At 66.4% G+C, this 26906-nt stretch carries 22 protein-coding genes; 9 read left to right on the forward strand and 13 right to left on the reverse strand.

What is annotated here, in order from left to right; translation table 11 throughout:
• Nucleotides 1–121: 121 nt before the first annotated feature.
• Both AB0333_RS04980 and dnaB read right to left on the reverse strand, forming a co-directional pair.
• Nucleotides 122–865, reverse strand: a complete 744-nt coding sequence (locus AB0333_RS04980; RefSeq protein WP_366217636.1) for a M50 family metallopeptidase — start codon at nucleotides 863–865, stop codon at nucleotides 122–124.
• Between the two features lie 49 nt (nucleotides 866–914).
• Complete coding sequence (gene dnaB / locus AB0333_RS04985; protein ID WP_115933445.1) at nucleotides 915–2291, reverse strand: replicative DNA helicase; 1377 nt, start codon at nucleotides 2289–2291, stop codon at nucleotides 915–917.
• 626 nt (nucleotides 2292–2917) lie between these two features.
• On the opposite strand from dnaB, the gene AB0333_RS04990 reads away from it, so the two are divergent.
• A complete protein-coding gene (locus tag AB0333_RS04990) occupies nucleotides 2918–3358 on the forward strand; it encodes a DUF1801 domain-containing protein (RefSeq protein ID WP_366217637.1) in 441 nt (146 codons plus the stop codon).
• 150 nt (nucleotides 3359–3508) lie between these two features.
• Here AB0333_RS04990 and rplI read toward each other — a convergent pair whose 3' ends face one another.
• From rplI to AB0333_RS05020, 6 genes are all read right to left on the reverse strand, one after another.
• Entirely contained in the window at nucleotides 3509–3973 is a 465-nt protein-coding gene (gene rplI / locus AB0333_RS04995; protein ID WP_115932457.1) for a 50S ribosomal protein L9, read from the reverse strand.
• Between the two features lie 31 nt (nucleotides 3974–4004).
• Entirely contained in the window at nucleotides 4005–4244 is a 240-nt protein-coding gene (gene rpsR, locus AB0333_RS05000) for a 30S ribosomal protein S18 (protein WP_010144869.1), read from the reverse strand.
• Between the two features lie 201 nt (nucleotides 4245–4445).
• On the reverse strand, nucleotides 4446–5036 hold the full coding sequence (locus AB0333_RS05005; RefSeq protein ID WP_366217638.1) for a single-stranded DNA-binding protein: 591 nt from the start codon (nucleotides 5034–5036) through the stop codon (nucleotides 4446–4448).
• An 88-nt stretch (nucleotides 5037–5124) separates the two neighbouring features.
• The gene (gene rpsF, locus AB0333_RS05010) at nucleotides 5125–5439 is read right to left on the reverse strand and encodes a 30S ribosomal protein S6 (protein ID WP_115932459.1); all 315 of its coding nucleotides are present in this window, start codon (nucleotides 5437–5439) and stop codon (nucleotides 5125–5127) included.
• Nucleotides 5440–5694: 255 nt separating this feature from the next.
• Nucleotides 5695–7143, reverse strand: a complete 1449-nt coding sequence (locus AB0333_RS05015; protein WP_366217639.1) for a M18 family aminopeptidase — start codon at nucleotides 7141–7143, stop codon at nucleotides 5695–5697.
• A gap of 4 nt (nucleotides 7144–7147) precedes the next feature.
• The gene (locus AB0333_RS05020; RefSeq protein WP_366217640.1) at nucleotides 7148–8749 is read right to left on the reverse strand and encodes a glycosyltransferase 87 family protein; all 1602 of its coding nucleotides are present in this window, start codon (nucleotides 8747–8749) and stop codon (nucleotides 7148–7150) included.
• Nucleotides 8750–9007: 258 nt separating this feature from the next.
• On the opposite strand from AB0333_RS05020, the gene AB0333_RS05025 reads away from it, so the two are divergent.
• The 3 genes from AB0333_RS05025 to AB0333_RS05035 all read left to right on the forward strand — a co-directional run bounded on the left by AB0333_RS05025 (nucleotide 9008) and on the right by AB0333_RS05035 (nucleotide 12759).
• Nucleotides 9008–10093: an inositol-3-phosphate synthase gene (locus AB0333_RS05025; RefSeq protein ID WP_115932461.1), complete on the forward strand. Its 1086-nt coding sequence runs from the start codon at nucleotides 9008–9010 to the stop codon at nucleotides 10091–10093.
• 608 nt (nucleotides 10094–10701) lie between these two features.
• Complete coding sequence (locus AB0333_RS05030) at nucleotides 10702–10863, forward strand: hypothetical protein (protein WP_170144596.1); 162 nt, start codon at nucleotides 10702–10704, stop codon at nucleotides 10861–10863.
• A 162-nt stretch (nucleotides 10864–11025) separates the two neighbouring features.
• Nucleotides 11026–12759: a formate--tetrahydrofolate ligase gene (locus AB0333_RS05035; protein ID WP_366217641.1), complete on the forward strand. Its 1734-nt coding sequence runs from the start codon at nucleotides 11026–11028 to the stop codon at nucleotides 12757–12759.
• Between the two features lie 99 nt (nucleotides 12760–12858).
• Here the strand turns inward: AB0333_RS05035 and AB0333_RS05040 are convergent, their stop codons facing one another.
• Complete coding sequence (locus tag AB0333_RS05040) at nucleotides 12859–14511, reverse strand: HD domain-containing protein (RefSeq protein ID WP_115932464.1); 1653 nt, start codon at nucleotides 14509–14511, stop codon at nucleotides 12859–12861.
• Nucleotides 14512–14616: 105 nt separating this feature from the next.
• On the opposite strand from AB0333_RS05040, the gene AB0333_RS05045 reads away from it, so the two are divergent.
• The 5 genes from AB0333_RS05045 (at nucleotide 14617) to trxA (ending at nucleotide 20840) form a co-directional block, all read left to right on the forward strand.
• A complete protein-coding gene (locus AB0333_RS05045) occupies nucleotides 14617–15210 on the forward strand; it encodes an NUDIX hydrolase (protein WP_115932465.1) in 594 nt (197 codons plus the stop codon).
• A complete protein-coding gene (locus tag AB0333_RS05050; RefSeq protein ID WP_366217642.1) occupies nucleotides 15207–17120 on the forward strand; it encodes a lipid II flippase MurJ in 1914 nt (637 codons plus the stop codon). The genes AB0333_RS05045 and AB0333_RS05050 overlap by 4 nt, the downstream gene beginning before the upstream one ends.
• Nucleotides 17121–17301: 181 nt before the next feature.
• On the forward strand, nucleotides 17302–19230 hold the full coding sequence (locus tag AB0333_RS05055; RefSeq protein WP_366217643.1) for a hypothetical protein: 1929 nt from the start codon (nucleotides 17302–17304) through the stop codon (nucleotides 19228–19230).
• A gap of 240 nt (nucleotides 19231–19470) precedes the next feature.
• A complete protein-coding gene (trxB, locus tag AB0333_RS05060) occupies nucleotides 19471–20445 on the forward strand; it encodes a thioredoxin-disulfide reductase (protein ID WP_366217644.1) in 975 nt (324 codons plus the stop codon).
• A gap of 71 nt (nucleotides 20446–20516) precedes the next feature.
• A complete protein-coding gene (gene trxA / locus AB0333_RS05065; protein WP_115932468.1) occupies nucleotides 20517–20840 on the forward strand; it encodes a thioredoxin in 324 nt (107 codons plus the stop codon).
• Nucleotides 20841–20948: 108 nt separating this feature from the next.
• Here trxA and AB0333_RS05070 read toward each other — a convergent pair whose 3' ends face one another.
• From AB0333_RS05070 to AB0333_RS05085, 4 genes are all read right to left on the reverse strand, one after another.
• The gene (locus AB0333_RS05070; RefSeq protein WP_366217645.1) at nucleotides 20949–22028 is read right to left on the reverse strand and encodes a ParB/RepB/Spo0J family partition protein; all 1080 of its coding nucleotides are present in this window, start codon (nucleotides 22026–22028) and stop codon (nucleotides 20949–20951) included.
• A 2445-nt stretch (nucleotides 22029–24473) separates the two neighbouring features.
• Nucleotides 24474–25385: a ParA family protein gene (locus tag AB0333_RS05075; protein ID WP_366217646.1), complete on the reverse strand. Its 912-nt coding sequence runs from the start codon at nucleotides 25383–25385 to the stop codon at nucleotides 24474–24476.
• Between the two features lie 118 nt (nucleotides 25386–25503).
• Nucleotides 25504–26160, reverse strand: coding sequence for a 16S rRNA (guanine(527)-N(7))-methyltransferase RsmG (gene rsmG / locus AB0333_RS05080; protein ID WP_366217824.1), 657 nt, complete (start codon nucleotides 26158–26160; stop codon nucleotides 25504–25506).
• Nucleotides 26161–26224: 64 nt separating this feature from the next.
• Nucleotides 26225–26812: a R3H domain-containing nucleic acid-binding protein gene (locus tag AB0333_RS05085; RefSeq protein WP_366217825.1), complete on the reverse strand. Its 588-nt coding sequence runs from the start codon at nucleotides 26810–26812 to the stop codon at nucleotides 26225–26227.
• Nucleotides 26813–26906: the final 94 nt, after the last annotated feature.

The following is a 26906-nucleotide window of genomic DNA, read 5'->3' on the forward strand; positions in this document are numbered from 1 at the left end:
CATCGGTGCCGCCGATGGCACTATCCACAGGTCGGGGGTCGGGGAAGGTTCGACCGTGTCACGGTCGGCGCCAGTCCACGCTGTCCAGGTGCGAGCTCGGGCGGTGAGGCCGGACACCCCACTAGGGCACGGGCCACAGCATCCATCCGCCGGTCACCAGGCAGCCGACGCAGACGAGCCAGAACACCCCGGTCCATACAGCGGCCGGGACGTGGGTCAGGCGGGACAGTTGGTCGACGTCGCTGGCCAGGCCGGCCGCAGAACCGCCGCGGCCACCGGCCGCGCGGCGCATCCGGTGCCGCTGCCGCTGCAGCTCCACCACGGAGCGGGGAGCCGCCAGGAGCAGGGAGAAAACCACCAGGTGTGCGGCGGCCACCAAGACGACGGTCGAGGCCAGCCAGGACAACGCCCCCACGGCCACGCCGGTCGCCAGCACCACCCACAGCCCATAGAGGTTGCGGATCATCAGCAGCATCAACGCACAGGTCAGGACCAGCAGCCACAGCCAGCCGGCGGCATAACCGGCCCCTACGAGCCAGGCGCCCGCCAGGCCCACGAGCGCAGGGGCCGGATAGCCGGCTGCCAGGGTCAGCACCATCCCGAGTCCACGCGGCCTGCCGCGGGACAGGGTCACCCCAGAGGTGTCAGAATGCAGCCGGATGCCACTGAGCCGGCGGCCGGCGAGCACGGCCACCAACGCGTGCCCGGCCTCGTGCACCAGGGTCACCACGTGCCGCACCACGCGGTAGCCGGGCGGGGTCCAGGCCAACACCAGCGCGACGCCGGCCATCGCGAGCGCGACGGGCCAGTCCAGGGGTGCGTGGGCGGCGGTGGCCCGCGCCCAGAGATCCGCTAGCAGCTCCATCAGCAGGTCCATGAGCGGCGCGGGGAGCACAGAGGTGCCGTGGGCACCGTCAGAACCCGCCGGCGTCGGGAGCCATGTTGGAGAACCGTGAGTAGTGGCCCTGGAAGCCGAGCACGATGGTCTTGGTGGGGCCGTTACGGTGCTTGGCCACGATCAGGTCCGCCTCGCCCGCGCGGGGGGACTCCTTGTCATAGATGTCCTCGCGGTGCAGCAGGATGACCATGTCCGCGTCCTGCTCGATCGAGCCCGATTCACGCAGGTCGGACACCTGCGGCTTCTTGTCCGTGCGCTGCTCGGAACCACGGTTCAGCTGGGACAGTGCTATCACCGGGACGTCGAGCTCCTTCGCCAGCAGCTTCAGGGCACGGGAGAACTCGGCGACCTCCTGCTGGCGTGACTCGACCTTCTTGCCGGAGCTCATCAGCTGCAGGTAGTCGAGGATCACGAGCTTGAGGTCGTGCTTCTGCTTCAGGCGTCGGCACTTGGCACGGATCTCCATCATGGACATGTTCGGGGAGTCGTCGATGAAGAAGGGGGAGTCATTGAGCCGACCGACGGTGGCGGCGATCTTGGACCACTGCTCGTCCCGGATGGTGCCCTTGCGCAAGTCCTGCAATGCGATGGTGGCCTCGGCCGAGAGCAGTCGCATCGCGATCTCGTTCTTGCCCATCTCGAGGGAGAAGAACACGGACGTCATGTTGTTCTTGATGGCGGCGGCACGCGCGAAATCCAGGGCGAGCGTGGACTTGCCGACGGCGGGGCGGGCGGCGATGACGATCATCTGGCCGCCGTGCAGGCCCTGGGTCAGTTCGTCGAACTCATAGAAGCCGGTGGGGACACCGGTCATACCCTCGCCTTGGGACCCCGCAGCCTCGATCTCGTCCACCGTGTGCTCGAGGATCCCGGACAGCGCCACGTAGTCCTCGGACTGGCGGGTCTCGGCGACCTTGTAGATCTCCGCCTGGGCCTCGTTGACGATCTCCTCGACCTCGCCGTCCTGGCCGTAGCCCATCTGGACGATCTTGGTGCCGGCCTGGACCAGGCGGCGGAGCACACCCTTTTCGCGGACGATCTCGGCGTAGAAGCCCGCATTGGCGGCAGTGGGGACCGATTGGATGAGTTCGTGGAGGACGGCCGGGCCCCCGATGCGGGAGAGTTCCTGCCGCTTGTTGAGCAGGTCCGCCACCGTGACGGCGTCAGCGGGCTCACCGCGGCCGTAGAGGTCGATGACCGCCTCATAGATCATCTCGTGGGCCGGCTTGTAGAAGTCGTTGCCCCGCAACAGCTCCACGACGTCCGCGATGGCGTCCTTGGACAGCATCATGCCCCCGAGCACGGATTGCTCGGCCACCAGATCCTGCGGTGGAAGAAGATGGGCCCGCGAGCCGCCGGCGCCGTCGGTGGAATCAAAATCCTCTGATGCCAAGTACTCGATTCCCTTTCCCATACCGGACGGCCCGGCAAACTCCTCGCGGTGCGAATTTCCCCAGAGGAATCCGCCGCACCGGTTACCCCGAAGCGGCGGATTCCGCAGACGATGTAGTGCCGGATGTGCGCCGTGAACCCCAGCCAATACCCGGCTCCGCCTGAAGGGGATACCAGGAGACACTACTCGCCGGTCGCCCCTCCCTCAACCAGGTAATCCACATAGTCTGTGGATAACGTGTGGATTCAGCGGCGTGTTGTGTGCACAGCGTGGGGACAACTCCGGGGATTAGCCTGTGTATTCCGCAGCATTCACGATCTGACAAGGAGGTTTATGTACTGACGGCTGTGGATAGAAAAGAATCTGCTTGGGGATTACGGGTGGCGATCTAGCACCACAGGCGGCATTGGTGCAACCTGGAGGCCGTGCTCTTCAGAGTTATCCACAGCTTGTCCACATGGTTTGTATCCGTGGTTGTATGCTCCGATACCGCTCGTTCCGGCCACCCGGGGAACCTGTAGGCACCCACGTTGTCACATCCGTCACGACCGGCACCTACTCAGCCTCTATTGGTCTCCCGGTGCTTTCACATTCCCTCCCGCTGTAGGGACTGGGATGATAGACGCATGGTCGGCTATGAGAACAAGACGAAACCCACTCAGACTCCTGTCGAGGAGTTCATCGCGCACGTGGAGCACCCCGTCCGCCGTGCCGATGCCCAGGTCTTGGACGAGATGTTCCGACGCGTCACCGCAGAGGTGCCCGTCATGTGGGGCCCAACCATGGTCGGTTACGGCAGCTACCACTACGAGTATGAGTCTGGGCACCGAGGTGATGCCCTCGCCGTCGGCTTCGCCCCGCGGAAGGCCAACCAGTCCCTGTACGGCCTCCTGGTGCAGCCGGAGGCCCCCGAGTTGCTGTCCAGGCTCGGCAAGCACAAGGTCGGCAAGGGGTGCCTCTACATCAACACACTGGCGGACGTGGACGTGCAGGTCCTGGAGGAACTCATGCAGACGGGTTACCGACACATGACAGAGGTGGTCGATCAGCCCCGTAACGAGGGCTGACGCAGAGCGGGGAGCACGGGCGCGGAAACGAACCCGGTTAAATGCCGCGGCCGGTCGGTTCCCCGAGGGGACCCGACCGGCCGCAGTCCACAAGGACCAAGGTCGACTAGAAAGTCGGTCCTACAGTCACTCCTGAAGTTACTTCTACAGTCACTTCTTCTTTGTCTTGGCTCCGACGACGTCCAGGTCGATCACGGCCAGGACATCCTCGTGCAGACGTGCGTGAGCCTGGAACCGGCCGGTCGCCTTGATGGCGGACGGCAGGGTCACGACGCGCTTGTCGATGCTGCCGCGGCCTGCGGCCTCGACGGCGTCAGCCACGTCGGCGGCCTTGACGGCGCCGAACAGGCGGCCGCCCTCACCGGCGGTGACCTCGAGCTTGACCGCGGACGCCTGGAGCTGTGCAGCCAGGGCCTGGGCCTCCTCGAGGGACTTCACGGCGCGGATCTGGCGGGCAGTCTTGATCGACTCGACCTGCTTCTCCCCGCCCTTGGTCCACAGGGTCGCGAAACCGCGCGGCAGCAGGTAGTTGCGGGCGTAGCCGTTCTTGACGTCGACGACGTCACCGGCGGAGCCCAGGCCAGTCACTTCCTGGGTCAGAATGAGCTTTGCCATCTGGTATCTGTTCCTTCCTCGACTCGGTCGATCAGCCGCGGCCAGCGCCGGAGTAAGGAAGCAGGGCAACCTCACGGGCGTTCTTGATGGCCTGGGCGATCTTGCGCTGCTCCTGCACGGTCACGCCGGTCACGCGACGCGCGCGGATCTTGCCGCGGTCGGAGATGAACTTGCGCAGCAGTGCAACGTCCTTGTAGTCGATGACGGTGATGTCAGCGGCCTTCAGGGGGTTGGACTTTGGTTTGGGCTTACGGATTTCAGCCTTCGCCATCGTGGTGCTCCTTCGATATTCGGGAGCCCGCAGAACGGTTCTGCGGGATGGGATCGCAGGTGGCGAGCCACCTGCTGTGCCGTGCGGGAAACGGTTCCCGACGACGTCCGGTCAGTCAGTGCCCGAGGGCACCGGAGGCCGGTGGCGGGCCTGGTGGACACCAGTCCCTGGATGATGCGGTGTGGGGCGGGGAACCCGGGATCAGAACGGAGGTTCGTCGTTGCCCGGGGTCTCCCAGGATCCGGCGGAGGTGGAGGAACCACCCCACGGATCGCTCTGCTGGCCGCCTCCGGCGCCCCAGCCGGCGTTGCCGCCGCCCTGGCTACCGGTGTTGCCACCCTGGTTGAAGCCGCCGCCACCCTGGCCGCCGCCGAAGCCACCACCGGAGTTGCCGCCGGAGTTGCCGCCGAAGCCGCCACCGCCGGAGCGATTGGACTTGGTGACCTTGGCGGTGGCGTAGCGCAACGAGGGACCGATCTCATCGACGTCCAGCTCGTACGACGTACGCTTCTCGCCCTCACGGGTCTCGTAGCTCCGGGCCTTCAGCCGGCCCTGGGCGACCACGCGGGTGCCCTTGGTCAGCGATTCGGCCACGTTCTCCGCCGCCTCACGCCAGATCGACGCGCGGAGGAACAGGGTCTCCCCGTCCTTCCACTCGTTGGACTGGCGATCGAACGTTCGAGGGGTGGAGGCGATGGTGAAGTTCGCCACGGCAGCACCCGAGGGGGTGAACCGCAGTTCCGGATCGGACGTCAGGTTTCCAACAACGGTGATGACGGTTTCTCCGGCCATGATGCCTCCTGTAGTGCCTTACGTCCGTGCCGTTCGGCGGTGATATCGGCGTGGGTGTGCGGCTTCCCGGGGGATGCCAACACGGAAATTACTCTGCGGTCTCCGCGGAGATCTTCTGCTCTTCCGGGCGAGTGATCTTGGTGCGGAGGATGGTCTCGTTCAGACCCAGCAGTCGGTCCAGTTCCTTGGAGGTCTCCGGGGAGCTGGTGAAGTTGATGACCGCGTAGATGGCCTCAGCCTTCTTCTGGATCTCGTAGGACAGGCGGCGCCGGCCCCAGAGATCGAACTTGTCCACGGAGCCGCCGTCCTTGGTGACGACCTCCAGGTACTTCTGCAGGGTCGGTTCAACGGTGCGCTCATCCACTTCGGGATCAACCAGCACCATCAGTTCATATGCACGCATGCGAACCCACCTCCTTTGGGCTGACGGTCACGGGACTTCCGTAACAGGAGGTTCTGTGCGATGGTTCTGCGCGGAGTCCGTCATGGGACGGCACGCAGAAAACCTTGGCTATCCTACCCTGTGCCCGCGCTGTCCGCGAACCAGAATCGAAGCGGATCGATCCCAGTCTCACCCGCTTCGGCCCGCCGGCACCAGGCCCGGCCGCAGCACTGTGGACAACGCACCGCACCCCAGCCCGCGGTGCAGTGGTGTGGATCAGACGCCCTCGTAGAAGGCGGTGACGGCCCCGGCCAGCCGCGCCGGATCCTCGGCGCCGCACATCTCGCGGGCCGAGTGCATGGACAACAGCCCGATGCCCACGTCCACGGTCCGGATACCCAGTCGGGTCGCGGAGATCGGGCCGATCGTGGAACCGCATGGCACGCCGTTGTTGGACACGAACTCCTGGAACGGCACCCCAGCCACCCCGCACCAGCGGGCAAAGGCGGCAGCCCCGGCTGCATCGGTGGAATAGCGCTGGTTGGCGTTGATCTTCAGCAGCGGGCCGCCGTTGGGCCGGGGGTGGTTCACCGGGTCATGCCGTTCGGCATAGTTCGGGTGGACCAGGTGCCCGGCATCCGCTGAGAGCAGCCAGGAGCCCGCGAACGACCGTGCGGCCCCCTGGCCGGAGACGCCCAGGGCGTCCAGCACCCGGCGCAGCACGTCCTCCAACACGGGCCCGGCGGCACCGGAGCGGGAAGCGGAGCCGAGCTCTTCGTGGTCGAAGGCGGCCAGCACAGGTATCACGGGTGCCCCGGCGGATTCACCGGTCACGCCGTCCGCCACCACACCCCCCACGTTTTCAGTCGACTTGGCGTGGGTGTTTCCGTCCGGGACCCACCCCAAGTCGACTGGAAGTGAATGTGGGGTAGACAGAGATTCCATCGCCACCAGCCCGGCGTGGACGGAGGACAGATTGTCCAGTCGTCCGGAGGCGAAGAGCTCGCCCGAGGCGCCGAACACTCCGGGCGCCTGGGTATCGGCCATCACGACGTCGAAGCCGGCCACCTCGTCCGCCTCCAGTCCCGCGGTGCGTGCCAGGACGGCAAGGATGTCGGTCGGCAGGTCCGAGTTCCGGCCGCCGGCGTCTCCCACTGCCGCGGCGCCCCAGACGGGATTCAGGTGCTGCTGACGGTCGAGCTTCAAGCCGCTGTTGACCTCGCGGTCCAGGTGGATGGCCAGTTGCGGGAACCGGGCGATCGGCCCAGTGCGGACCAGGTGTTCCCCTCCGTCCACGGTCACCATGCGGCCGGCGAAGCACAGTTCGCGGTCCAGCCAGGAGTTCAGCAGAGGTCCGCCGTAGACCTCGACTCCGGCCTGCAGCCAGCCCTCGCGAGACGTGGACGGCTTCGGCTTGAGCTTGAAGGACGGCGAATCGGTGTGCGCCCCGAGGATCCGGAACACCGGGGTGGAGGTGACCTGGCCGGCATCGGGAATCCTCCAGGCCATCACGGCACCGTCCCGGACCAGCACGTACCCGCCGGGCTCCGCCGGGAAATCCAGGCGCTCGTCCACGCGGGCGTAACCGGCGGCCTCGAGCCGGCGGGCCACCTCGGCGGCGGCGTGGTAGCTCGAGGGACTGGCCATCACGAAGTCGGCCAGGTCCTGCAGGTACTCGGGCAGGTCAGGGGTCAGGCGGGGTGAGTCGGTGTCCGGTGCGGTCATGGCCCTACCGTACTGGGGCGTGGGCCTTGAGCAGCCAGGGTGCCCGGTCGGGGGCATCGTCGTAGAGCCCTCCCAACGGGTCGTCCACGGGGAGCCTGCGAGCTTCGGAGGGGTCGAAGCCGAGCGATTCCAGCCGGGCGGCGGCCGCCACCCGCCCCTGTCCGGCGTTTCCAGTCCGCCAGATCCGCCCGCCGGGGAGGGAGGCCCGTACCGGGTCCTCCCAGGGATTCAGCATCTGCTCCACCACCCGGAACATCAGGTAGGCGGTGGCGGCCATGTGGCCGAGGATGGCCAGCACGTAGAACGTGTCGTCCAGGGAGTGCTGGACCTCTGAGCCGGAGGCCCCCTTCGCCAGGTACATCCAGATGGCCCAGAAATGCAGGACCTCCAGGAACTGCCAGATCAGGAAGTCGCGCCAGCGCGGGGCGGCGAGCGCCGCCAGGGGGATGAGCCAGATGACGAACTGGGGTGAGTACACCTTGTTGCACAGCACGAACGCGGCCACGATCAGAAAGGCCAGGTGGGCCACCCGTGGCCGGTAACGGCACAGGACGCCCAGGGCGAAGATGGCACAGCAACAGGCGAAGAAGGCACCGTAGGCCAGCAGGGACAGTTGCTCGGCGTTGATGGTCGGCCCGCCGATCTTGCCCATGGTGACGTCCCACGCATGCCAGATCGAGCTCAGTCCCGGGCCACGCTCCCCGGAGAAGGTGAAGAACACACTCCACGCCTGGACGTTGCCGATCATCATGGGCAGGTTGACCGCCAGCCAGGCCGCCACAGTACCCAGTGCGGCCCAGAGGAACGGCGCCCACTTCAGGGAGCGGACCGCCAGGATGAGCAAGGCACCGAGGATCAGCAGCGGGTAGAGCTTCATGGCGGCACCGAGGCCGAAGAAGATCCCGGCCAGCAGGGGCCTGCGGCCGCCGAACAGCCACATCCCCACCGCCAGCAGCGCGACCGCCCACAGGTCCCAGTTCACGGAGCCGGCCAGGATGATGCCCGGGGCCACGGCCACCATGAGTGCGTCCCAGGGCCGCCGTCCGGCGGACTTGGCCGTGACCACCACGGTGATGATCCACAACACCGCGGTGAACACGAAGTTCACGTCCCAGTAGGCCAGCGAGGGGTTGAGTTCCGAGAACGGCAGTGTCTGGGAGATCACCGCCGCGATCGAGGCCACCACGGACATCAGCACCGGGTACTCAAAGCTCGCGCCCGCGGCAAAGGGGGCGAACGGGTCCTCCGCGAAGCCGCGGCCGCCGTAGAGGGCTGACCAGTCCGAGTAGCAGCCGGCGTAGTACACGGTGGGCTGACCCCAGCCGCTCAGCCGGCAAGGGGACTTCAACAGGACGGCGACAATCGCCGAGAGGGTGGTCAGCAGGATCAGGACCCGCATCGGGGTGAAGAACGTGCCCGTCATCCGCCCGGGGACGGTGTGCCGGCCGACCGGTCCACCGAGCAGCTCTCGCATCCGGCGCACCAGGCCGTCCGCGCGGGACGGGACGGAGGCCGGGAGCGGGCGGCCGGCGTCGTGACCTCCGGGGATGGTGGACGGGGCGGCCCCGGCCTTCCGCGGGCCGGGGGCCGGGGTGCGCAGGCTCATGGGCTCCATCCTACGGAGGGCCGGCCCGGTCCCGACAGGCAACTGGGAACGGCCGGGAGCCGAGGACGGGAATAGCAAGGATCCCCGCACGGTTGGACACGATGCCGTCCACGGACGTCATCCAGCGTAAAGTGGATGGGGTTGTGCCGCGCCCACTCGGGTCGGCGGCACCCACCAGCGTTGAGTCCCGTCATGCGGGAGCCGGTCCGCCGCGCCCAGCGTGCGGCCCCAGGACCATCAGGACAACAAGGAGTACCGGTGTCTAAGAACCCGATTCGTGTGGCCATTGCGGGCGTGGGAAACTGCGCCACCTCGCTGATCCAGGGGGTGGAGTACTACCGCAACGCCTCCGTGGACGAGAAGGTCCCCGGACTCATGCACGTGAAGTTCGGCGACTATCACGTGGATGACCTCGAGTTCGTGGCTGCCTTCGACGTGGACGCCAAGAAGGTCGGCGTGGAGCTCTCCGAGGCCCTGACCGCCTCCGAGAACAACACCATCAAGATCGCCGACGTCCCCGCCACCCAGGTGACCGTGCAGCGCGGCCCCACCCTGGACGGTCTCGGGAAGTACTACCGCGAGACCATCGAGGAGTCGGACGCCGAGCCGGTCGACGTGGTCCAGATCCTCAAGGACACCCAGGCCGACGTCATCGTCTGCTACCTCCCGGTCGGCTCGGAGGAGGCGGCCAAGTTCTACGCCCAGGCCGCCATCGACGCGAAGGTCGCGTTCGTCAACGCGCTGCCCGTCTTCATTGCGGGCACCCCGGCCTGGGCCGAGAAGTTCACCTCCGCCGGCGTGCCGATCGTGGGCGATGACATCAAGTCCCAGATCGGCGCCACCATCACCCACCGCGTGATGGCCAAGCTCTTCGAGGATCGCGGCGTCACCCTGGACCGCACCTACCAGCTGAACGTCGGCGGCAACATGGACTTCAAGAACATGCTCGAGCGCGAGCGCCTGGAGTCCAAGAAGATCTCGAAGACACAAGCCGTCACCTCCAACACCTCCGCGAAGCTCGGCGAGGATGACGTCCACATCGGCCCCTCGGACTACGTGTCCTGGCTGGACGACCGCAAGTGGGCCTTCGTCCGCCTCGAGGGCCGCAACTTCGGCGACGCCCCCGTCTCCCTCGAGTACAAGCTCGAGGTCTGGGACTCCCCGAACTCCGCCGGCGTCATCATCGACGCCGTCCGTGCGGCCAAGATCGCCCTGGACCGCGGCATCGGCGGACCGATCCTCTCGGCCTCGTCCTACTTCATGAAGTCCCCGCCGGTCCAGCACCATGACGACGAGGCCCACGAACTCGTGGAGGCTTTCATCCGCGGCGAGATCGAGCGCTGAGCCCTCGCACTTCTACTCAACCCACTGCTCAACTGGCGGTCGAGAGCGCACCGTTTTTCGGCGTTGAACCCGGAGAATCGGTGCGATCTCGACCGCCAGTTTTTTGTGGCTGCTGAAACTACCCCCCGGTAGGGGTGTCGCACGCCACAGGTCAGGTGCTAATCTCCAGTGGTGCCCTGATCCGTCAGGATTCGGCGCGCTTCCTTGTCGGCTTTTCCGCTTTTCATCGGCGGACAGACTCATCTGAAGGAGGTGGGGAAATTGATGATCTATGGAAATGACTCTGAGAACGGTGGCTACACCGCGTCCGGCGTCCATCTGGCCTGGCCAGGAGTCGCCGCCATTCATCTGTCCGACCCCGCCTCCGCGCTGACCGCAACCAGCTGAGCTTCCCCTTCCCGGGCCCTTCCCGTCCTGGAAGAACCGTAGAGCAGGACTCCTTTCCAGACCTGTCTGGTGGACGTCCCCTGAGCCGCTTGCCCATCGCTGAGGCCCCCGACCAAGGGAACCCCAGCCATGTCCATCCATCTCCCCACACGGCTCTCCACACAGCACACCACCGATCCTGACCGGACCCCCTTCAGTCACGGGAAAGGGGGTGACAGCACGTGAGTGAGCACTTCGATGACCACCGCGGCAAACGCCGGCGGTCCGGCAAGCAGCGCTTCGGGACCATCTTCCGCCCGGCACCCTTCCTGCCTGACCAGGAACGGTCCCCGAGCCGGGACGACATCCCCTTGCCGCCGGACTTCATCATCTTTCCCCGGTGACCAGCATCCACCGACCCGCATCTGGCGGTCGACGGATACCTCGGATCGGCCCCCGCGGCCCGTTCGAGGTCATCCATCGGCCGCCAGTCTCGTGACCAGGGCAGACCGGGGTAGGGCAGGGCCCGTTCCACACTCCGCAACGCCTATGCGAGGATCACCCCCATGAACGACGCCGAGATCTCCGCGGCCGCGACGCTCGAACCGGTGGCGGACGTCGCCCACCGGGCCGGGATCCCCGCCGACGCGCTCATCCCCTACGGGCACTACATGGCCAAAGTGGACACCCGCCGCCTCCCGGAGCCCCCCGCCACGCCCGGCAGGGTCGTTCTGGTCACCGGCATCAGCCCGACGCCGGCCGGTGAGGGCAAATCGACCGTCACCGTCGGCCTCACGGATGGCCTGAACCTCCTGGCGCAGGCCGAGGACGCCCCGGCAGACTGGGCCGGCAGGACCGCGATCGCCGCACTCCGTGAGCCGTCCCTGGGCCCCGTGTTCGGCATGAAGGGCGGCGCCACCGGCGGCGGGTACGCGCAGGTGGTGCCGATGGAGAACATCAACCTGCACTTCACGGGCGACTTCCACGCCATCACCGCCGCGCACAACCTGCTCTGCGCCCTCGTGGACAACCACCTGCACCGGGGCAATGCCCTCGGCCTCGATCCCCGCACCATCTCGATCAAGCGGGCACTGGACACGAATGACCGCGCCCTCCGTGAGACGATCATCGGCCTCGGCGGTCGTTCCGAAGGGGTCCCCCGGGAGAACGGTTTCGAGATCACGGTGGCCACCGAGACCATGGCGGTGTTCTGCCTGGCCACCGATCTCGAGGACCTCAAGGACCGGTTGTCCCGCATGATCATCGGCCGGACCCGGGATCAGCGGCCGGTCACGGTCGGGGACCTGGGCCCGAACGGCGCGCAGGGGGCCATGGCGGTGCTGCTCAAGGACGCGCTCCGCCCCAACCTCGTGCAGACCCTGGGCGGTTCGGCCGCCTTCGTCCACGGCGGGCCCTTCGCCAACATCGCGCACGGGGCCAACTCCATCACCGCCACCAACACCGCCCGGAGGCTGTCCGACGTGGTGGTCACCGAGGCCGGCTTCGGCGCGGACCTGGGCGGTCAGAAGTTCATGGACATCACCTCCGTGGCCGGGGGCTTCCCGCCGGCGGCCAGCGTCATCGTCGCCACGGTGCGGGCCCTCAAACTCAACGGCGGGATGGCCCTGCAGGAGCTGGACCGGAACACCGGGGACGCGGAACAGCAGCACCTCGAGGCCCTGGAGGCCGGCGTCGCGAACCTGGCCCGGCACATCGAGAACATGGCCGCCTACGGGGTTCCCGTGGTCGTGGCCATCAACCGTTTCCCCCAGGACACCGAGGCCGAACTGGACTGGCTCACCGCCTGGTGCGCGCGCCGGGGCGTGCCCGCCGCTGTGGCCGAGGTCTGGGCCCGCGGCGGGGCGGGCGCCCTGGACGTGGCCCGCCGGCTCCTCGAGGTCCTACCGTCCGAGGAGGCGGGCTCCGGCTGGCATTCCCTCTGGACCGATGACATGACGGTCGCGGACCGGATCGAGGCCGTGGTGACCCAGATCTACGGCGGGTCCGCCGTGGAGTACACGCCCGCCGCCGCCCGACAGCTCGTCCAACTGACCGAGGAGGGCTGGGACCACCTGCCCGTGTGCATGGCCAAGACCCAGTACTCGTTCACTGACGACCCGGCGGTGCTGGGAGCGCCCAGCGACTTCACCGTCCTGGTCCGTGAGCTCCTGCTGCGGCCGGGTGCCGGCTTCGTGGTCGCCCTGACGGGAGCCGTCATGACCATGCCCGGGCTGCCGAAGGAGCCGGCGGCCGACTCCATGGACGTGGACGCGGACGGCAACGTCACCGGGCTGTTCTGACCTGTGCCCCGGAGTGACGAGCACGCTCGCCGGTGGGTTCCTCGGCGCGCCTCGACATCCGTCGTGATCGCAACTCCGAACGCCGTTCGGGGAGTCGGCTCAGGAGGACGACTCCGGCTGCTCGGCCCACCAGCGCAACAGCTCGGCCGTGGCCGTCTCCTCGTCGTGCGGCCCCTCGTCGAGGCGGTACTCCAGCAGGTGTTTGTAGGCGCGCCCCACCACGGGCCCGGGCTTGATGCCGAGAATCTGCATGACCTGGGATCCGTCCAGGTCCGGACGCACCGCCTGGAGCTCCTCCTTCTCGGCGATCTCCACCATGCGACGTTCCAGGTCGTCATACGCGAACGCCAGCCGCTCGGCCTTCCGGCGGTTGCGCGTGGTGACGTCCGAGCGGGTCAGGGCGTGAAGTCGCGGCAGCACCGGGCCGGCGTCGTTGACATACCGACGAACAGCCGAATCCGTCCAGCCGGCGTCACCGTAGCCGTAGAACCTCATGTGCAGCTCGACCAGCCGGGCCACCGCCTTGATCGTGTCGTTGTCGAACTTCAGCGCGCGCATCCGCTGCTTGACCAGCTTGGCCCCCACCACGTCGTGGTGCCGGAAGGTGACCGCACCGTTCGGTTCGAAGCGCCGGGTCGCCGGCTTGCCGACGTCGTGCATCAACGCCGCGAAGCGCAGGACGAAGTCCGGTGCGGGAGCATAGGTGCCCGACGGCGGCGCGAACCGTTCCGTCTCCGCCTCGCCATCGCTATCCTCGCCTGTCCCGGCTGTCTCGGCACCCGGCGCCTCCGGGTGCTCCGCCGCCCACTGCTCCTCGAGCTCGGCGGGATACTCATGGCCCATCGCCTGTTCCAGAACCGTCAGCGAGTGTTCGTAGACGTCCTTGTGGCGGTGGTGCTCGTCCGTCTCCAGCTTCAGGGCCGGCAGCTCGGGCAGCACGTGCTCGGCCAGGCCGGTGTCCACGAGCAGGTTGAGGCCGGGCCGCGGATGGGAACCGTTGACCAGCTTGACCAACTCGTCCCGGACGCGTTCGGCGGAGATGATGGTGATCCGCTCTGCCATGGCGGTCATGGCCTCCACCACGGAGGGGTCCACGCCGATGCCCAGCTGGGAGGCGAACCGGGCGGCCCGCATCATCCGCAGGGGATCATCGGAGAAGGAGTCCTCAGGGGTGCCGGGCGTGCGCAGCCGTCCGGCCGCCAGGTCCTTGACCCCGCCGAACAGGTCCACGAGTTCCAGGGAGGGCAACCGGATGGCCATCGCGTTGACGGTGAAATCGCGGCGCAGCAGGTCCTCGTCGAGGGAGTCCCCGAAGGCGACCTGCGGCTTGCGGGAGTCGCGGTCGTACTTCTCGGCGCGGTACGTGGTGACCTCGAGTTGCCACCCACCCTTCGAGAAGCCGATGGTGCCGAACTTCCGGCCGATGTCCCAGTGCGCATCCGCCCATTTCCGGGCGATCCTCAGGGTGGTGTCCGGATCAGCGTCAGTGGTGAAGTCCAGGTCCGGGGACACCCGGCCGAGGAACAGGTCACGGACTGGGCCGCCCACCAGGGACAGCTCGTGTCCAGCGGCCTCGAACAGCCGGCCCAGTTCCAGCACCACGGGGGGCAGGCCGGCACCGGTCGGGAACCCCACGGGCAAGGCGACGAGGTCGGTTTGGTCAACGAGGTCGGCTAGGCCGGTGCCGGGGGGCTGGACGCCGGCGGTGGCGGGCGTGCCGGGCGAAGGAGAGGAGGGGGCGGTGGGATTCATCGTGTGCTTAAGGGTGCCAGATCCGGGGGCCAGGTGAGGACAGCCGGGGTGCGGACTCCGGTGTTGCCGGATGCGGTTCCGGTTCGGCCCGCTACAGTGGAATGCATGGCTCACCCCGTTCCGAGCGCCCCCAAGCGCACTCCGCTCACCGCATCGGTGGGCCGGCGTGTGCCCCGGCGCCCGGGACAACCGGGCACGCCCGGCGAGTCCGCGCAGAGCTCCCTGCCCACGGTGGAGGAGATCTCCGCCGGCGGACTGGTGGTGCGCCGGTTCGGCGGCCGGCTCGAGGTCGCCATCATCGCCCGCTACAACCGCGGCGGCCGGCTGGAGTGGTGCCTGCCCAAGGGCCATCCGGAGGGCGTCGAGACCCACGGCGAGGCGGCCATCCGTGAGGTAGAGGAGGAGACCGGGATCGCCGGGCACATCCTGGCGTCTCTGGGATCCATCGACTACTGGTTCACCGTGTCCAGTCACCGCGTGCATAAGACCGTGCACCACTACCTGCTGCAGGCCACCGGTGGCGAGCTGACCACGGAGAACGACCCGGACCATGAGGCCGTGGACGTGGCCTGGGTCGGCCTGGACGTGCTCAACGCCAAGCTGTCCTTCCCGAACGAACGCCGGATTGTGGACCTCGCGCGCGACGTGCTCCCCGAGTATGAGGGCAGGTTCCCGGACCTGTCGGACTCCGAGCGGTGAAGAACACCCCCACCACGACTCCGGAGACCCCGGACCGCGGCGATTCCCCCGGTCCGCGGCGCCCCGGCACCGTGCCCCCACGCCGTCCCGGGAGCACCGCCCGCCCTCCTGCTTCGGTTCCCGCCCCTGATCCCGCTCCTGTCTCCGCGTCCGACCCTGGTTCCGCCTCAGCCTCCGTCACGGCCTCCGCCGCTGCCCCCTCCGAGGCTGAGAGCACGGCGAAGTCCAGTGCCATCATGGCCGCAGGCACCCTGGTGTCCCGCATCCTCGGCTTCGTCCGCACGGCCCTGCTCACGGTGGCCATCGGTTCGACCGCCATGGCCGCGGACATCTTCGAGTCCGCGAACACGATCCCGAACATCATCTACATGCTGCTGGCCGGCGGCATGTTCAACGTGGTGCTGGTCCCACAACTCATCAAGGCGGCGAAGAAGCCGGACAAGGGCTCCGACTACACCTCGAGGCTGATCACCCTCGCGGTGCTGGTCATGGCCGCGGCCACCCTGGTCATCACGCTCGCGGCCGCCCCCATCATGGTGGCGCTGACGAGCAACTGGTCCCCGGCGATGCTGAGCCTGGGCACGGCGTTCGCGCTCTGGACCTTCCCGCAGATCTTCTTCTACGGCGTGTACGCGGTGCTGGGGCAGGTCCTCAACGCCAACGGCCGTTTCGGCGCGTACATGTGGGCCCCGGTGGCCAACAACGTGGTGGCGATCGGTGTCATCGGCCTCTACCTCGCCATGTTCGGCTCCTACCAGGCTGGCGGGGATCAGCTGGCGGAGTGGACCACCGGCCAGACGGTTCTGTTGGCTGGCGGACACACCCTGGGGATCGTGGTCCAGGCCCTCGTGCTGTTCGTCCCACTGAGCCGGCTCGGGCTGGGGCTGAAGCTGAAGTTCGGCTGGAAGGGCATGGGACTGCGGTCCACGGGCAGGCTCGCCGGCTACACCCTCGTGACCATGATGGCCGGCAACGTCGTGAACCTGTTGGTCGCCCGCCTGGTCTCCGGGGCCACCGAGGCCCGTGCTTCCCTGGGTGAGGCCAGCGCGTCCGGCGGGCCGTTCGAAGGGCTGGACCCCGCCGTCGTCGAGGCTTCGATTCCCGGTCTCATGGCGCTGAACATCGCCCAGCTGATCACCGTGCTGCCACATTCGGTGTTCGTCCTGTCCCTGGCCACCGTGCTGTTCAACCAGCTTGCTCGGTCCCTGCACCGGGACGATGTCCCGGAGGCCCTGGCCACCATCAGCCGGGGCCTGCGGAACTTCGCGGTCCCGATGATGTTCTCCACGGTCGTGGTGCTCGTCCTCGCCGGGCCGCTGGGACGCGTCTTCGCCGGTTCCTCGGAGACCGCTGCGGCGTCCGCCGTGGCCATCGGGCAGCTGCTCATCCTGCTGGCGCTGGGGATGCCGTTCCGCTCGGCCCACATCTACCTCATGCGCCTGTTCTATGCGGCCGAGAATGCGCGGATCCCCATGCTGTTACAGGTCGGGACCGCGGCCTTCACGCTGGTCATCGCCTACGTGGCCTCGATCTTCATGCCCAGTTGGGCCATGGCCTACCTCATGGTCTCCGTGTTCACCCTCCTGCACGTGGCCCAGTTCGTCGCCGCCCACGTGCTGGTGCGCCGCCACTACGGGGACTACGGTGCCGGCGAGGTCCTGGACACCTACCTGCGCACCGGCGTGGCCGCCGTTGTCTCCGGAGTGGCCGGCGGACTGGTGCTGTGGCTGATCGGCGGCTACTCCGGCGGGTTCCCCTGGTCCACGATCATCACCGCCCTGGTGAGCTGCGCCGTCGTCGGGCTGGTCATGCTGTTGGTGTACTTTGTGATGCTCCGCGCCATGCGTCTGCCCGAGCTGACCGAGTTCCTGGGGCCGCTGGCCCGGAGAATCCCCGGGTTGGCCCGGTAATTTCCTGGCCTGCCGTCCGGCGGTTCACCGCGCGCCAACCCGCCGTCGGCCGTAGCATGGACCCGACCGCACCCGGGTCCGCCGTGGCCGGCCACTGCCCGCAGTGGCGCCAGAGGCACCCCCGTCCAACTGGACGGCCATACCCAACCGTTGGCCCGGGCCACCGACCTGGAGGAACACCGTGCCGCAGCCCATTGAAGAGGGAATGGTCCTCGGAGGCCGATACCTCGTCACCGGACATGTGCTGACGTCAGCCGATCAGGACATGGTGCTGGACGGCCGCGACCAAGTCCTGAACCGTGATGTCTCCATCCTGGTCGCCTCCTCCGCGCATGCCTCCCAGGTAGCCGCCTCCGCCCGCGAACTCGCCACCGGTGAGCGCCAGGGCACCATCCAGGTCCTCGACCTCGGCCTCAGCGAGGGCCGCACCTACCTGATCGCCGGCGGCAACCCGGCGCCCGAGGACCTGCTGGACATGACCCGTGAGCAGCAGGTCTACGTGGAGCCCTTCTACACGGACACCCTCGGCTCGGAGATCTTCGGCGAGGCCCGCACCTACGAGCCGCAGGTCTACGAGGACGACGAGGAGTACTACGAGGAGCTGGACGACGGCTATACCGGGCCGGAGACAGAGACACGCCGCCCCAAGTTCCTGCGCGGCATCTCCGACCGCCTGAGCCAGCGGCTCGGCTCGGATGACGCCGCCAAGGACGCCGTGGACGGCAGGGCTGCTGCCGGCGCAGTGGGTGCCGGTGCTGCCGGCGCTGCAGCTACGAGGAACCCCCAGGGGCACGACGACGGCGCTCGGCACGAGCACGATCCGTACCGTTCCGCGGTGCTCCGCACCGATGAGACGCCCCTGCCGGAAACCGTCAGCGACTCTGACTGGACCGGTGCCCAGGACGAGGTCACCGTCACGTCCTCGGCTGCCGATCGGAACGTTGCTGCGACCTCCGCATCGCCCGTGGTGGGGTCCGCATCCGATGAAGAGCGCGACGAACCGTCCCGAGATGCCTCCGACCTCGGCCGCTCCGAGGACACGGGCGAGGTGACGGGCGAGATGACCGGTGAGACCCCCACGGCCGCCGTCGGCTCCCCGGCCATCGGCCGGCACAGTCCCAAGCCGGGGCGGGAGCCGCACCAGCGCGCTGCTGAGCGGCCCAAGGTCACGCTTTGGGACGACGCCCCCTACGAGCCCTCCCGCAACGATCAGGCCGGTGCGGCCGGTGAGTCCCACTCCGACGACCGCCGCGGTGCCGGTGTGCTCGGGGCCGGCGTCGCTGGCGCTGGGTTGGCTGCCGGTGCGGGCTCTGGTTCTGGCTCTGCCGGGGCTGGGGCTGGGGCCGGGGGAGGCTCCCATGGTGGGTCGGCAGGCGGCCCTGGCCGTCACCCGGACGTTGACCACGGCGATGACGATGACTATCCCGAGTTCGACGACTACGAGGAGCACGACGAGGACGACAAGCCGCGGGGCGCCCGCTGGCTGGTCGGCGGAATCCTGGTCCTGCTGCTCATTCTCGGAGCGGTGTTCGCCTTCAACATCCTGGACAACAATCGCAATCCGGAGGCCGGAGGGGGCGAATCGAGCACTCCGGGGTCCTCGCCAGCCGAGTCCTCGCAGGAGCAGACCCAGGACTCACAACTGCCGGAACCGGCCATCGTCTCGGCCACCCGCGTGGTGCCGGACGACGACGGTCTCAGTGCGGAGACGGACTCCACCCTGCCCAATGCCATCGACGGCAATCCCGCCACGGCCTGGCAGACCTACACCTTCGCCCAGCCGGCCTTCGGCGGTTACGCCTCCAGCATGGCCCTGGTGATCGAGCTGGAGGAGCCCAGCGCGGTCTCCCAGGTGGACATCACCCAGAACAACGGCAGCGGCGGATCGTTCTCGGTGCTGCTGAGCGATACCCCGGAGATCGACGACGCCCGGCAGATCGCCGAGGGCTCCCTCACCGGACCCGAGGTCAGTGTGCCGATCCCCGCCGAGGACGGCAGCCCCGCGGAGGCACAGTACGTGATCATCAACTTCACCGAACTGCCTGAGCTCTCCAACGCCACCTCCAACCGGCCCTACGGCCTGAGGATCGCCGAGGTCGAGGTCAACTGACCAGGGACTGAGGGCCGGGCTCGCGCCCTCCGCTGGGCGGAAGACGCGCCTCTGCCCCCTGTGGACCCCGCCTAGGATGGTGGAAGCGTTGGCCCGGCTGTCCCCAGGCCGTCCAGGTGACGAGGGGCCGTCGAGGTCATGCCAGGACATCTGATGGTCGGGAACAGGCTTGGAATAGGTTTCTGCCGGGGGGTGTTCCACCGTTAACAGTTCCAGTTGCCTACCCCTGAAGGAATCACCGTGACCGAGGCTCCAGAGTCCACCGACGTCGTCCGGGACGTCGTCATCATCGGATCGGGCCCGGCGGGCTACACCGCCGCCATCTACGCTGCACGCGCGAACCTGAATCCCCTCGTGGTCGCCGGGTCAGTGACCGCCGGCGGTGAGTTGATGAACACCACCGATGTGGAGAACTTCCCAGGATTCCCCGAGGGCATCCTCGGTCCGGAACTGATGGGCCACCTCGAACAGCAGGCCACCCGGTTCGGCGCTGAAGTCCAGTATGAGGACGTCGTGGCGGTGGACCTGAAGGCCTCTCCAAAGGTCGTCACTCTCGGCAACGGCTCTGAATACCAGGCCCACGCGGTGGTCCTGTCCACAGGGTCGGCCTACCGAGAGCTCGGAGTGGAGGGCGAGAAGCGCTTCTCCGGCCATGGCGTGAGCTGGTGCGCCACGTGTGACGGATTCTTCTTCCGCGACCAGAACATCGCCGTGGTGGGCGGTGGCGACTCCGCCATGGAGGAGGCACTGTTCCTCACCAAGTTCGCGTCCAAGGTGACGGTGATCCACCGCCGTGATGACCTGCGTGCCTCGAAGACCATGGCTGACCGGGCTTTGGCGCACGAGAAGATCGAGTTCATCTGGGACACCGAGGTCACCGGCCTCGATGGCGAGGAGAAGCTCAAGACCCTGCATCTGCGCAACTTGAAGTCCGGCGAGGAGTCCACCCTCGACGTCACCGGCCTGTTCGTGGCCATCGGATCGGATCCCCGGACCGATCTCGTCAAGGACCAGGTCGAGCTCAATGCGGACGGCACGGTCCGGATCGACCACCCCAGCACCCGCACGTCGCTTCCCGGTGTCTTCGCGGCCGGGGATGTCACCGACCCGACCTATCGTCAGGCCATCACCGCCGCCGGCAGCGGATGCATCGCCGCCCAGGACGTCGAGCATTACCTTGCGGACGTCAAGGAACTGGTTGCGGCAGCCGTCTAGGCCGCCGGACCACACAGACCTGAATACCGGCCCCCTGCCGGCATTCCAAACCAAACCCACCAGGAGGAACCATGAGCACCATTGACGTCACCGACCAGGACTTCCAGGACAAGGTCCTGAACTCGGACAAGCCCGTCATCGTCGACTTCTGGGCAGAATGGTGCGGTCCCTGCCGCATGCTGAGCCCCATCCTCGAGGAGATGGCCGCCGAACATGCTGACAAGATCACCGTGGCCAAGCTCAATGTCGATGACAACCCACAGGCAGCCTCCAACTACGGCATCACCAGCATTCCCGCAGTGATGGTGTTCCAGGGGGGCGAAAAGGTCGCCACCTCCATCGGCGCCAAGCCCAAGCAGGTGCTGGAGACTGAGTTCGCCGAGTACCTCAAGTGACCATTAGCCACTGACTACTGTGGCAAGAAGGGTCCCGCTCCAACCGGAGGGGGACCCTTCTTGGTTTAAGGCATGTACTGGTTGGCGTTTGTCAGTGTCTACCGACGCTTAGGCACGTGCACTGTTGGCGCCTGACTGATCGATCAGGTCCATAATCCTATTGAGATCGTCCACCGACGCGAAGTCAATGGCGATCTTGCCCTTACGGGCTCCCAGGGTGATCTTCACCGTGGTGTCCAGACGATCCGTCAGGGAATTCGCCAGGTAGTCCAACCGTTCGTGCCGATCGCTCCTCGGAGCACGGCTCTTCGGCTTCACCTGACGGACGCCATCCTGAAGTGAGACGAGCTCCTCGGTCGCCCTCACTGATAGCCCTTCCGAGACCACCTTCTGCGCCAGACGCTCCATTTCGGCCGGATCTACCAGGGCGAGGAGTGCACGAGCATGGCCTGCTGAAAGGACGCCGGACGCCACCCGGCGCTGCACCAACGGGGGTAGTCTCAGCAGCCGCAGGGTGTTCGTGATCTGCGGCCGGGACCGTCCGATGCGGGAGGACAGCTCCTCCTGGGTGCAGTTGAAGTCCTCAAGGAGCTGCTCGTAGGCGGCAGCCTCTTCGAGGGGATTCAATTGGCTTCGGTGCAGGTTCTCCAAGAGGGCATCCCGGAGCAGGTCCGTGTCTGCCGTATGCCGCACAATGGCGGGGATCTCGGCCAGACCCGCGCGTTGCGAAGCGCGCCACCGCCGTTCACCCATGACGAGCTCAAAGGGAGAGGGTCCCTCAACGGGGCGCACCACAATGGGCTGGAGCACTCCCACCTCGGCAATGGACGCCACCAACTCATCCATGTCGTCCTCATCGAACACCTCACGAGGCTGACGTGGATTGGGGTGGATGTCCCCCGTCGGGATCGTTCTCAGCTCTGCGTCGCCGACAGCGCCATGGTGCCGTACCTGAGCCCGTACCTGGTCGCTTTCATCCGCCCCAGTCTCTCCCTGGGTTTCCTTGAATTCAACCTTTTCCGGCTGTGCCGCCTGAGCATAGCCTTCTAGGGGAGCGGCCTCGGCTGCCACTCCCGCGATGCCAACGGACTTCATGGCCGGCATCGTGGGGCGCGACTTCACCTTTCGGCCAGTCGTCGCCACATCGGTCGCATCGGTGGCGTCTGAGGCAGGAAACGAATCAGACACATCGCCAGCATCAGCGATACGCCGATCGGGGAAGAAGACGTCAACCGGACGCCGTGTTTCACGTGCAACCGGAGTGCGAGCCACATCGGGTCTGCGGACCCCGAGATACCTACTCGTGAGGTCCGTCCGGTCGGGATGACCGTTGGTCTCCTGGCCCGCAGAGGGTGGCTCAGAAGTGACCTGCTCGCCCGCCGTGTCCACAGTCGCCGCTTCATCCGGGGCAACTACCGGTTCCGACTGCGTGCTCGAGCCCTCGGATTGGCTGCCACGGAGGGGAACCTGCTCCGCACGCCGATCTGCGGTTGATTCGACAGGACCTGAGTCCGCCGGGTCAGGGCGAACCTCCGAATCCTCGAGCGCCGCCTCTGGAGCGGGGGCTTCTTCTTCGGAGCTCGTGTTCTGAATCAGTGCCTCTAGTCCTCTACCAAGACCGCGTCGGTTCTTCTTCACGCATACTCCTTAGATCGCGCCCAGCATCGGGTTCCAGTCTACTGCCGTATCACGTGAAACCAGATTCCCGGATGTCGTCGTGCCCCGCCAAACCGTCCGGACATTCAGCATCGAATTTGGATTTCCGTGTCGGGTTGTCGATCGAGGTCATAAGGAGGCAGTTGATTTCGGCACTTGTCTCGACGCCATTCGGAGCGCACCATTCGAGATATTGATGAGAACGTGCGTCAGAACGACGAAGAGTTCGTTCGGACATGAGGATCTCGCTGACCAATCTTGCCTGTTTCACGTGAAATGCCCGCTGACGGCGCCATTCATCTACTACGCCCCCAACTACGTTTCACGTGGAACGGATGCCCAGTGCAACGTGGGCATCCGCCCCATGCGCCGACGGTAGCTCGGTGTCGACCCGCCTCAAAGGGCGCATCTGGGGCGCCGACCGCGGAGGAGGCGGGTCAGGCCACATCTAGTCGCAGCGAACTGCACAGTTGGCCACAGGCCATGGAGTCGGGCACCCTAACAGAACCAATGTCCCGATAACCGGGCCTGCCGACACCCAGTACGACATGGCCCATATAGCGTTGGCGTCCCACGGCCAGCGGGGCTCGCAGGGGTGCCCACAAGACGGTCAGAGCGGGCTGTTGGGGCACGGCGAACCAACGCCCACAGCGTGATCCAATCTCGTCTGCATCGTGTATCCACGTCGGACACATCCAGGAATGCATTGTCCCTCGGTAGAAGGATGAGGAGCCTCGAGAACATGCGCCCGCATCAGTTGAGCAGATGGCGCGGTCTGTCGTGATCTGCCCGCCGACTCAAGCCAGCGCCCAGTTCAAGTGGCATCAGGGATCTGGTGGGGCAGTCTCACTGCGTTTCACGTGAAACCACGCTAACCTGGGCAAACACTCGCAGCTAGATCAGGGTTCCACGTGAAACGCTCCGGAAACTGAGGCCAAGAGTGTTGCCTTAGCTTCACGTGCAACGACGAGGCCTTCCGCGTTCCCGAGTCCGGCGTCCCTACTCCCGCGTGTGTGCCTTAGCTACCAAAGAGCCGGCGCATTCGTACAGGCCACCCTTGGCCTCGATCTCTTTCGAACGACACGGATGGGGCAGACGGATGCGCAGGGCATTGGTACGAGAATCGGCCACGGGGTCCACCCGGGTTCCACTCCCAACTATTCGCCACTCAACTGGCAGGATGACGCGCCACGATTCCGACTGCAATCGGGAAGAGCGTTTCACGTGGAACAAGATGCTGAGGTGGCATGCTGATCACTACAAACTCATCACCACCGGCAGGTTGTGACGGCCACTCGATGATGTGCACCATTCACATCACCACGTGGTCGTGTCCACCGGGGGCCACCATTGGAGTACGTCAGCAAACCCGTCTTGTCCGATGGTCCGTTCTACCCGCCTCAATTGACGCCGTTCTGGCCTCATGCTGATCCAGACATACGTTGGATAGATCTAGTGCGCCGTTCGCCACACCATAATCTCGGCGGACTCTCTCCACCGATTTATCATCCGCGAAGGCTATGGATCGAACACCTTCCCTCTAGCTACGGGCTGGGCCTGGCTGTTTCACGTGAAACGACACCCATGACGCCAGAACAATGTCACACCTAGGCACCCTGTCGCCCTGACGCCCTGACGCCCTGACAACACTCCCAAACTGGATGGCTTTCGGACACGAGGACCCCGGGCGTGGGGAGAATCAGTACCGTACATCGCCGCGGACGAAACCGGCCGGCTTCCGTGGAGGCGACATTGAGGAGACACATGGGACCGAATCTAGCGGGCCCTTGCCCCATGGGCGTCGGCCAGTCAGACTCGAAGTAGGCGATTCCACGTAACCGTTTCACGTGAAACAGCCCTGGGTACTGGCTGCCTCCCGGCGTTCAGCGTCACTCAGCCTCGTCAGACGTCGGAGAACAATACGACATCAACCATAAGCAGTTCTTTTAGCCGACGTCGCTCGTCGGCAGAGCGGAATCAGATACCGGCCGCGTGTCCACGGTCAGCGATCTCCACAGCCGCTTCCCGGTAGGACAGTGCACCAGCAGACTGAGGATCATAGGTGAGCACCGTCTGCTGGAAGCTTGGAGCCTCGGAGATGCGAACGTTGCGGGGGATCACGGTCTTGAGGACCTCGTCCGGGAAATGCTCACGAACCTCGTCAGCAACCTGGGTCGCCAAGTTGGTGCGTCCGTCGTACATGGTCAGGATGATCGTGGACACCTTGAGAGACGAGTTCAGGTGCTTCTGGATCATCCGAATGTTGTTGAGCAGCTGAGAGAGCCCCTCCAGCGCGTAGTACTCGGTCTGAATGGGGATGAGAACTTCACTTGCTGCCACGAAGGCATTGACGGTGAGCAGGCCAAGGCTCGGAGGACAATCAATGAAGACATAGTCGAGCCGCGGAAGTCCCTGCTTCTCCCGGTAGGAGAAGTACTCCTTCAGCGCGCGAGACAGGCGTTGTTCACGCGCAACGAGGGAGACCAGCTCGATCTCTGCTCCGGCCAGGTCGATCGTAGCCGGAGCCACCACCAGCCCCTCTACATCCGGGCAGGGCTTGACCACATCAGCCATGGGCAGTTCGTCAATGAGGACATCGTAGACACTGTCCACATCCGAATTGTGGGGGATGGCCAGCGCCGTGGAGGCGTTGCCCTGGGGATCGATGTCAACGACCAGGACCTGCATTCCCGCTCGCGCCAGGGCTGCCGAGAGGTTGACCGTCGTGGTGGTCTTGCCGACACCGCCCTTCTGATTGGACACGGTGACGATGCGCGTTTCACTCGGCGTGGGCAGCTTGCGACCCTTCAGCTTCTCCCGTCTACGGTTCTCTTGGGCCAGTTCGCGGGCCAAGGGCGTCTCGATGTCATCCGCCACGGACGAGTCCACGGTACTGACGGTTTCCCGTGAAACTTCCGACTCATTAGTCAATGAGAACAACCTCCCGAGGTTGATAGACGGCGAAACGAACCTTCGGCCGTGGCATCCAGCCACTCCAGCCTACTGGTCAGCGTGAGGAGCCCACACGCACCCGTACCACTGTGGTGGGCTCGGCCAGCAGATCCTCGCCCACGGTCTCGATGATCGGCGTGGATCCCTTGTGCTTCTTCAGGACCTTGGCGGCCGACTTGACCTCTTCGGCCGCACTCCGGCCCTTGATGGCCAACAGCTGTCCGGACCCCTGCAACAGCGGCAAGGTCAAGGGGACCAAGGTCTTGAGGGCGGACACGGCGCGGGCGGTCACGATGTCCACGACCACGTTGCCCACCACCTGTTCCGACCGGGCCCGGACCACGTCGACGTTGTCCAGTTCGAGGTCATCGACCACCATGTCCAACCAGGCCACTCGCCGTTCCAGCGGTTCGATGAGGATGAACTGGCAGTCAGGTCGGGCCAAAGCGAGGGCGAGGCCCGGCAGGCCGGCGCCCGAGCCGACGTCGGCCACCAGGGCACCTTCTGGCAGCAGGTCTCCGACCACGGCGCAATTCAAGACGTGACGTTGCCACAGCCTCGGTACCTCGCGCGGGCCCAGCAGCCCCCACTCGATCCCGGTGGAGGACAGGTGTTCCACGAAACGAACGGCAAGATCGATCCGGTCGCCGAAGAGTTCCTCGGCCGCCGTCAACAGGTCACCGGTCAGTTCCGGTGGATCCTGGGCCTCGATCGAGGGCTTCTCAGCATCCCGAGTGGGCTGCGGAGCGGTCTGGTCGTTCTCTGGTTGGGGCTGATCAGACACCGGCGGAGACCACCACATGCCGGCGCGGGCCCTCGCCCTCCGATTCGCTCGCGAGACCGCCTTCGGCGATGACATCGTGAACGATCTTGCGTTCGTAGGCGCCCATCGGCCTCAGGTGCAACGGCTCTCCGGTCTCCCGGACCTTGACGATGGCCTCCTGGGCGAGTTGTTCCAACTCCTGAGCGCGTTCGGTGCGGTACCCCGCGACGTCCAGGACAAGACGGGAGCGACTCCCGGTGGCTGACAGCACTGTCAGGCGCACGAGCTCTTGCAGGGCCTCCAGGCCCTTGCCGTCCTTGCCCAGGAGGTCGCGCAGGCGGTCGTCTCCCTCCTCCGCGATCACGGACACGTAGGTGCGGCCATTGCGGATCTCGATATCGATGTCACCGTCGAGGTCCGAGATGTCCAGCAGTTCCTCGACGTAGTCGGCAGCGATGTCCCCCTCCTCCTCAAGGCGGCTGGCGGACGGGACGGCGGAGTCCTCGGACGCGTCCGGCGAGGTAGCGGCGTCCTGGCCGGCCTCTGCGGACTCATCTTCGTTCGGCTCGTTCCTGGCTGCAGAGGAATCTGCGGGTGTCACCGCAGCGCCGTCCACGGACTGGTCCGAACCCTGTTCGGTAGTCTGCTCGCCACTGTGATTTCCACTCTGATCGTCGCTCTGCCCGGTGGTCTGC

The sequence above is a fragment of the Citricoccus sp. NPDC079358 genome, from assembly GCF_040702545.1.
Classification (GTDB): domain Bacteria; phylum Actinomycetota; class Actinomycetes; order Actinomycetales; family Micrococcaceae; genus Citricoccus.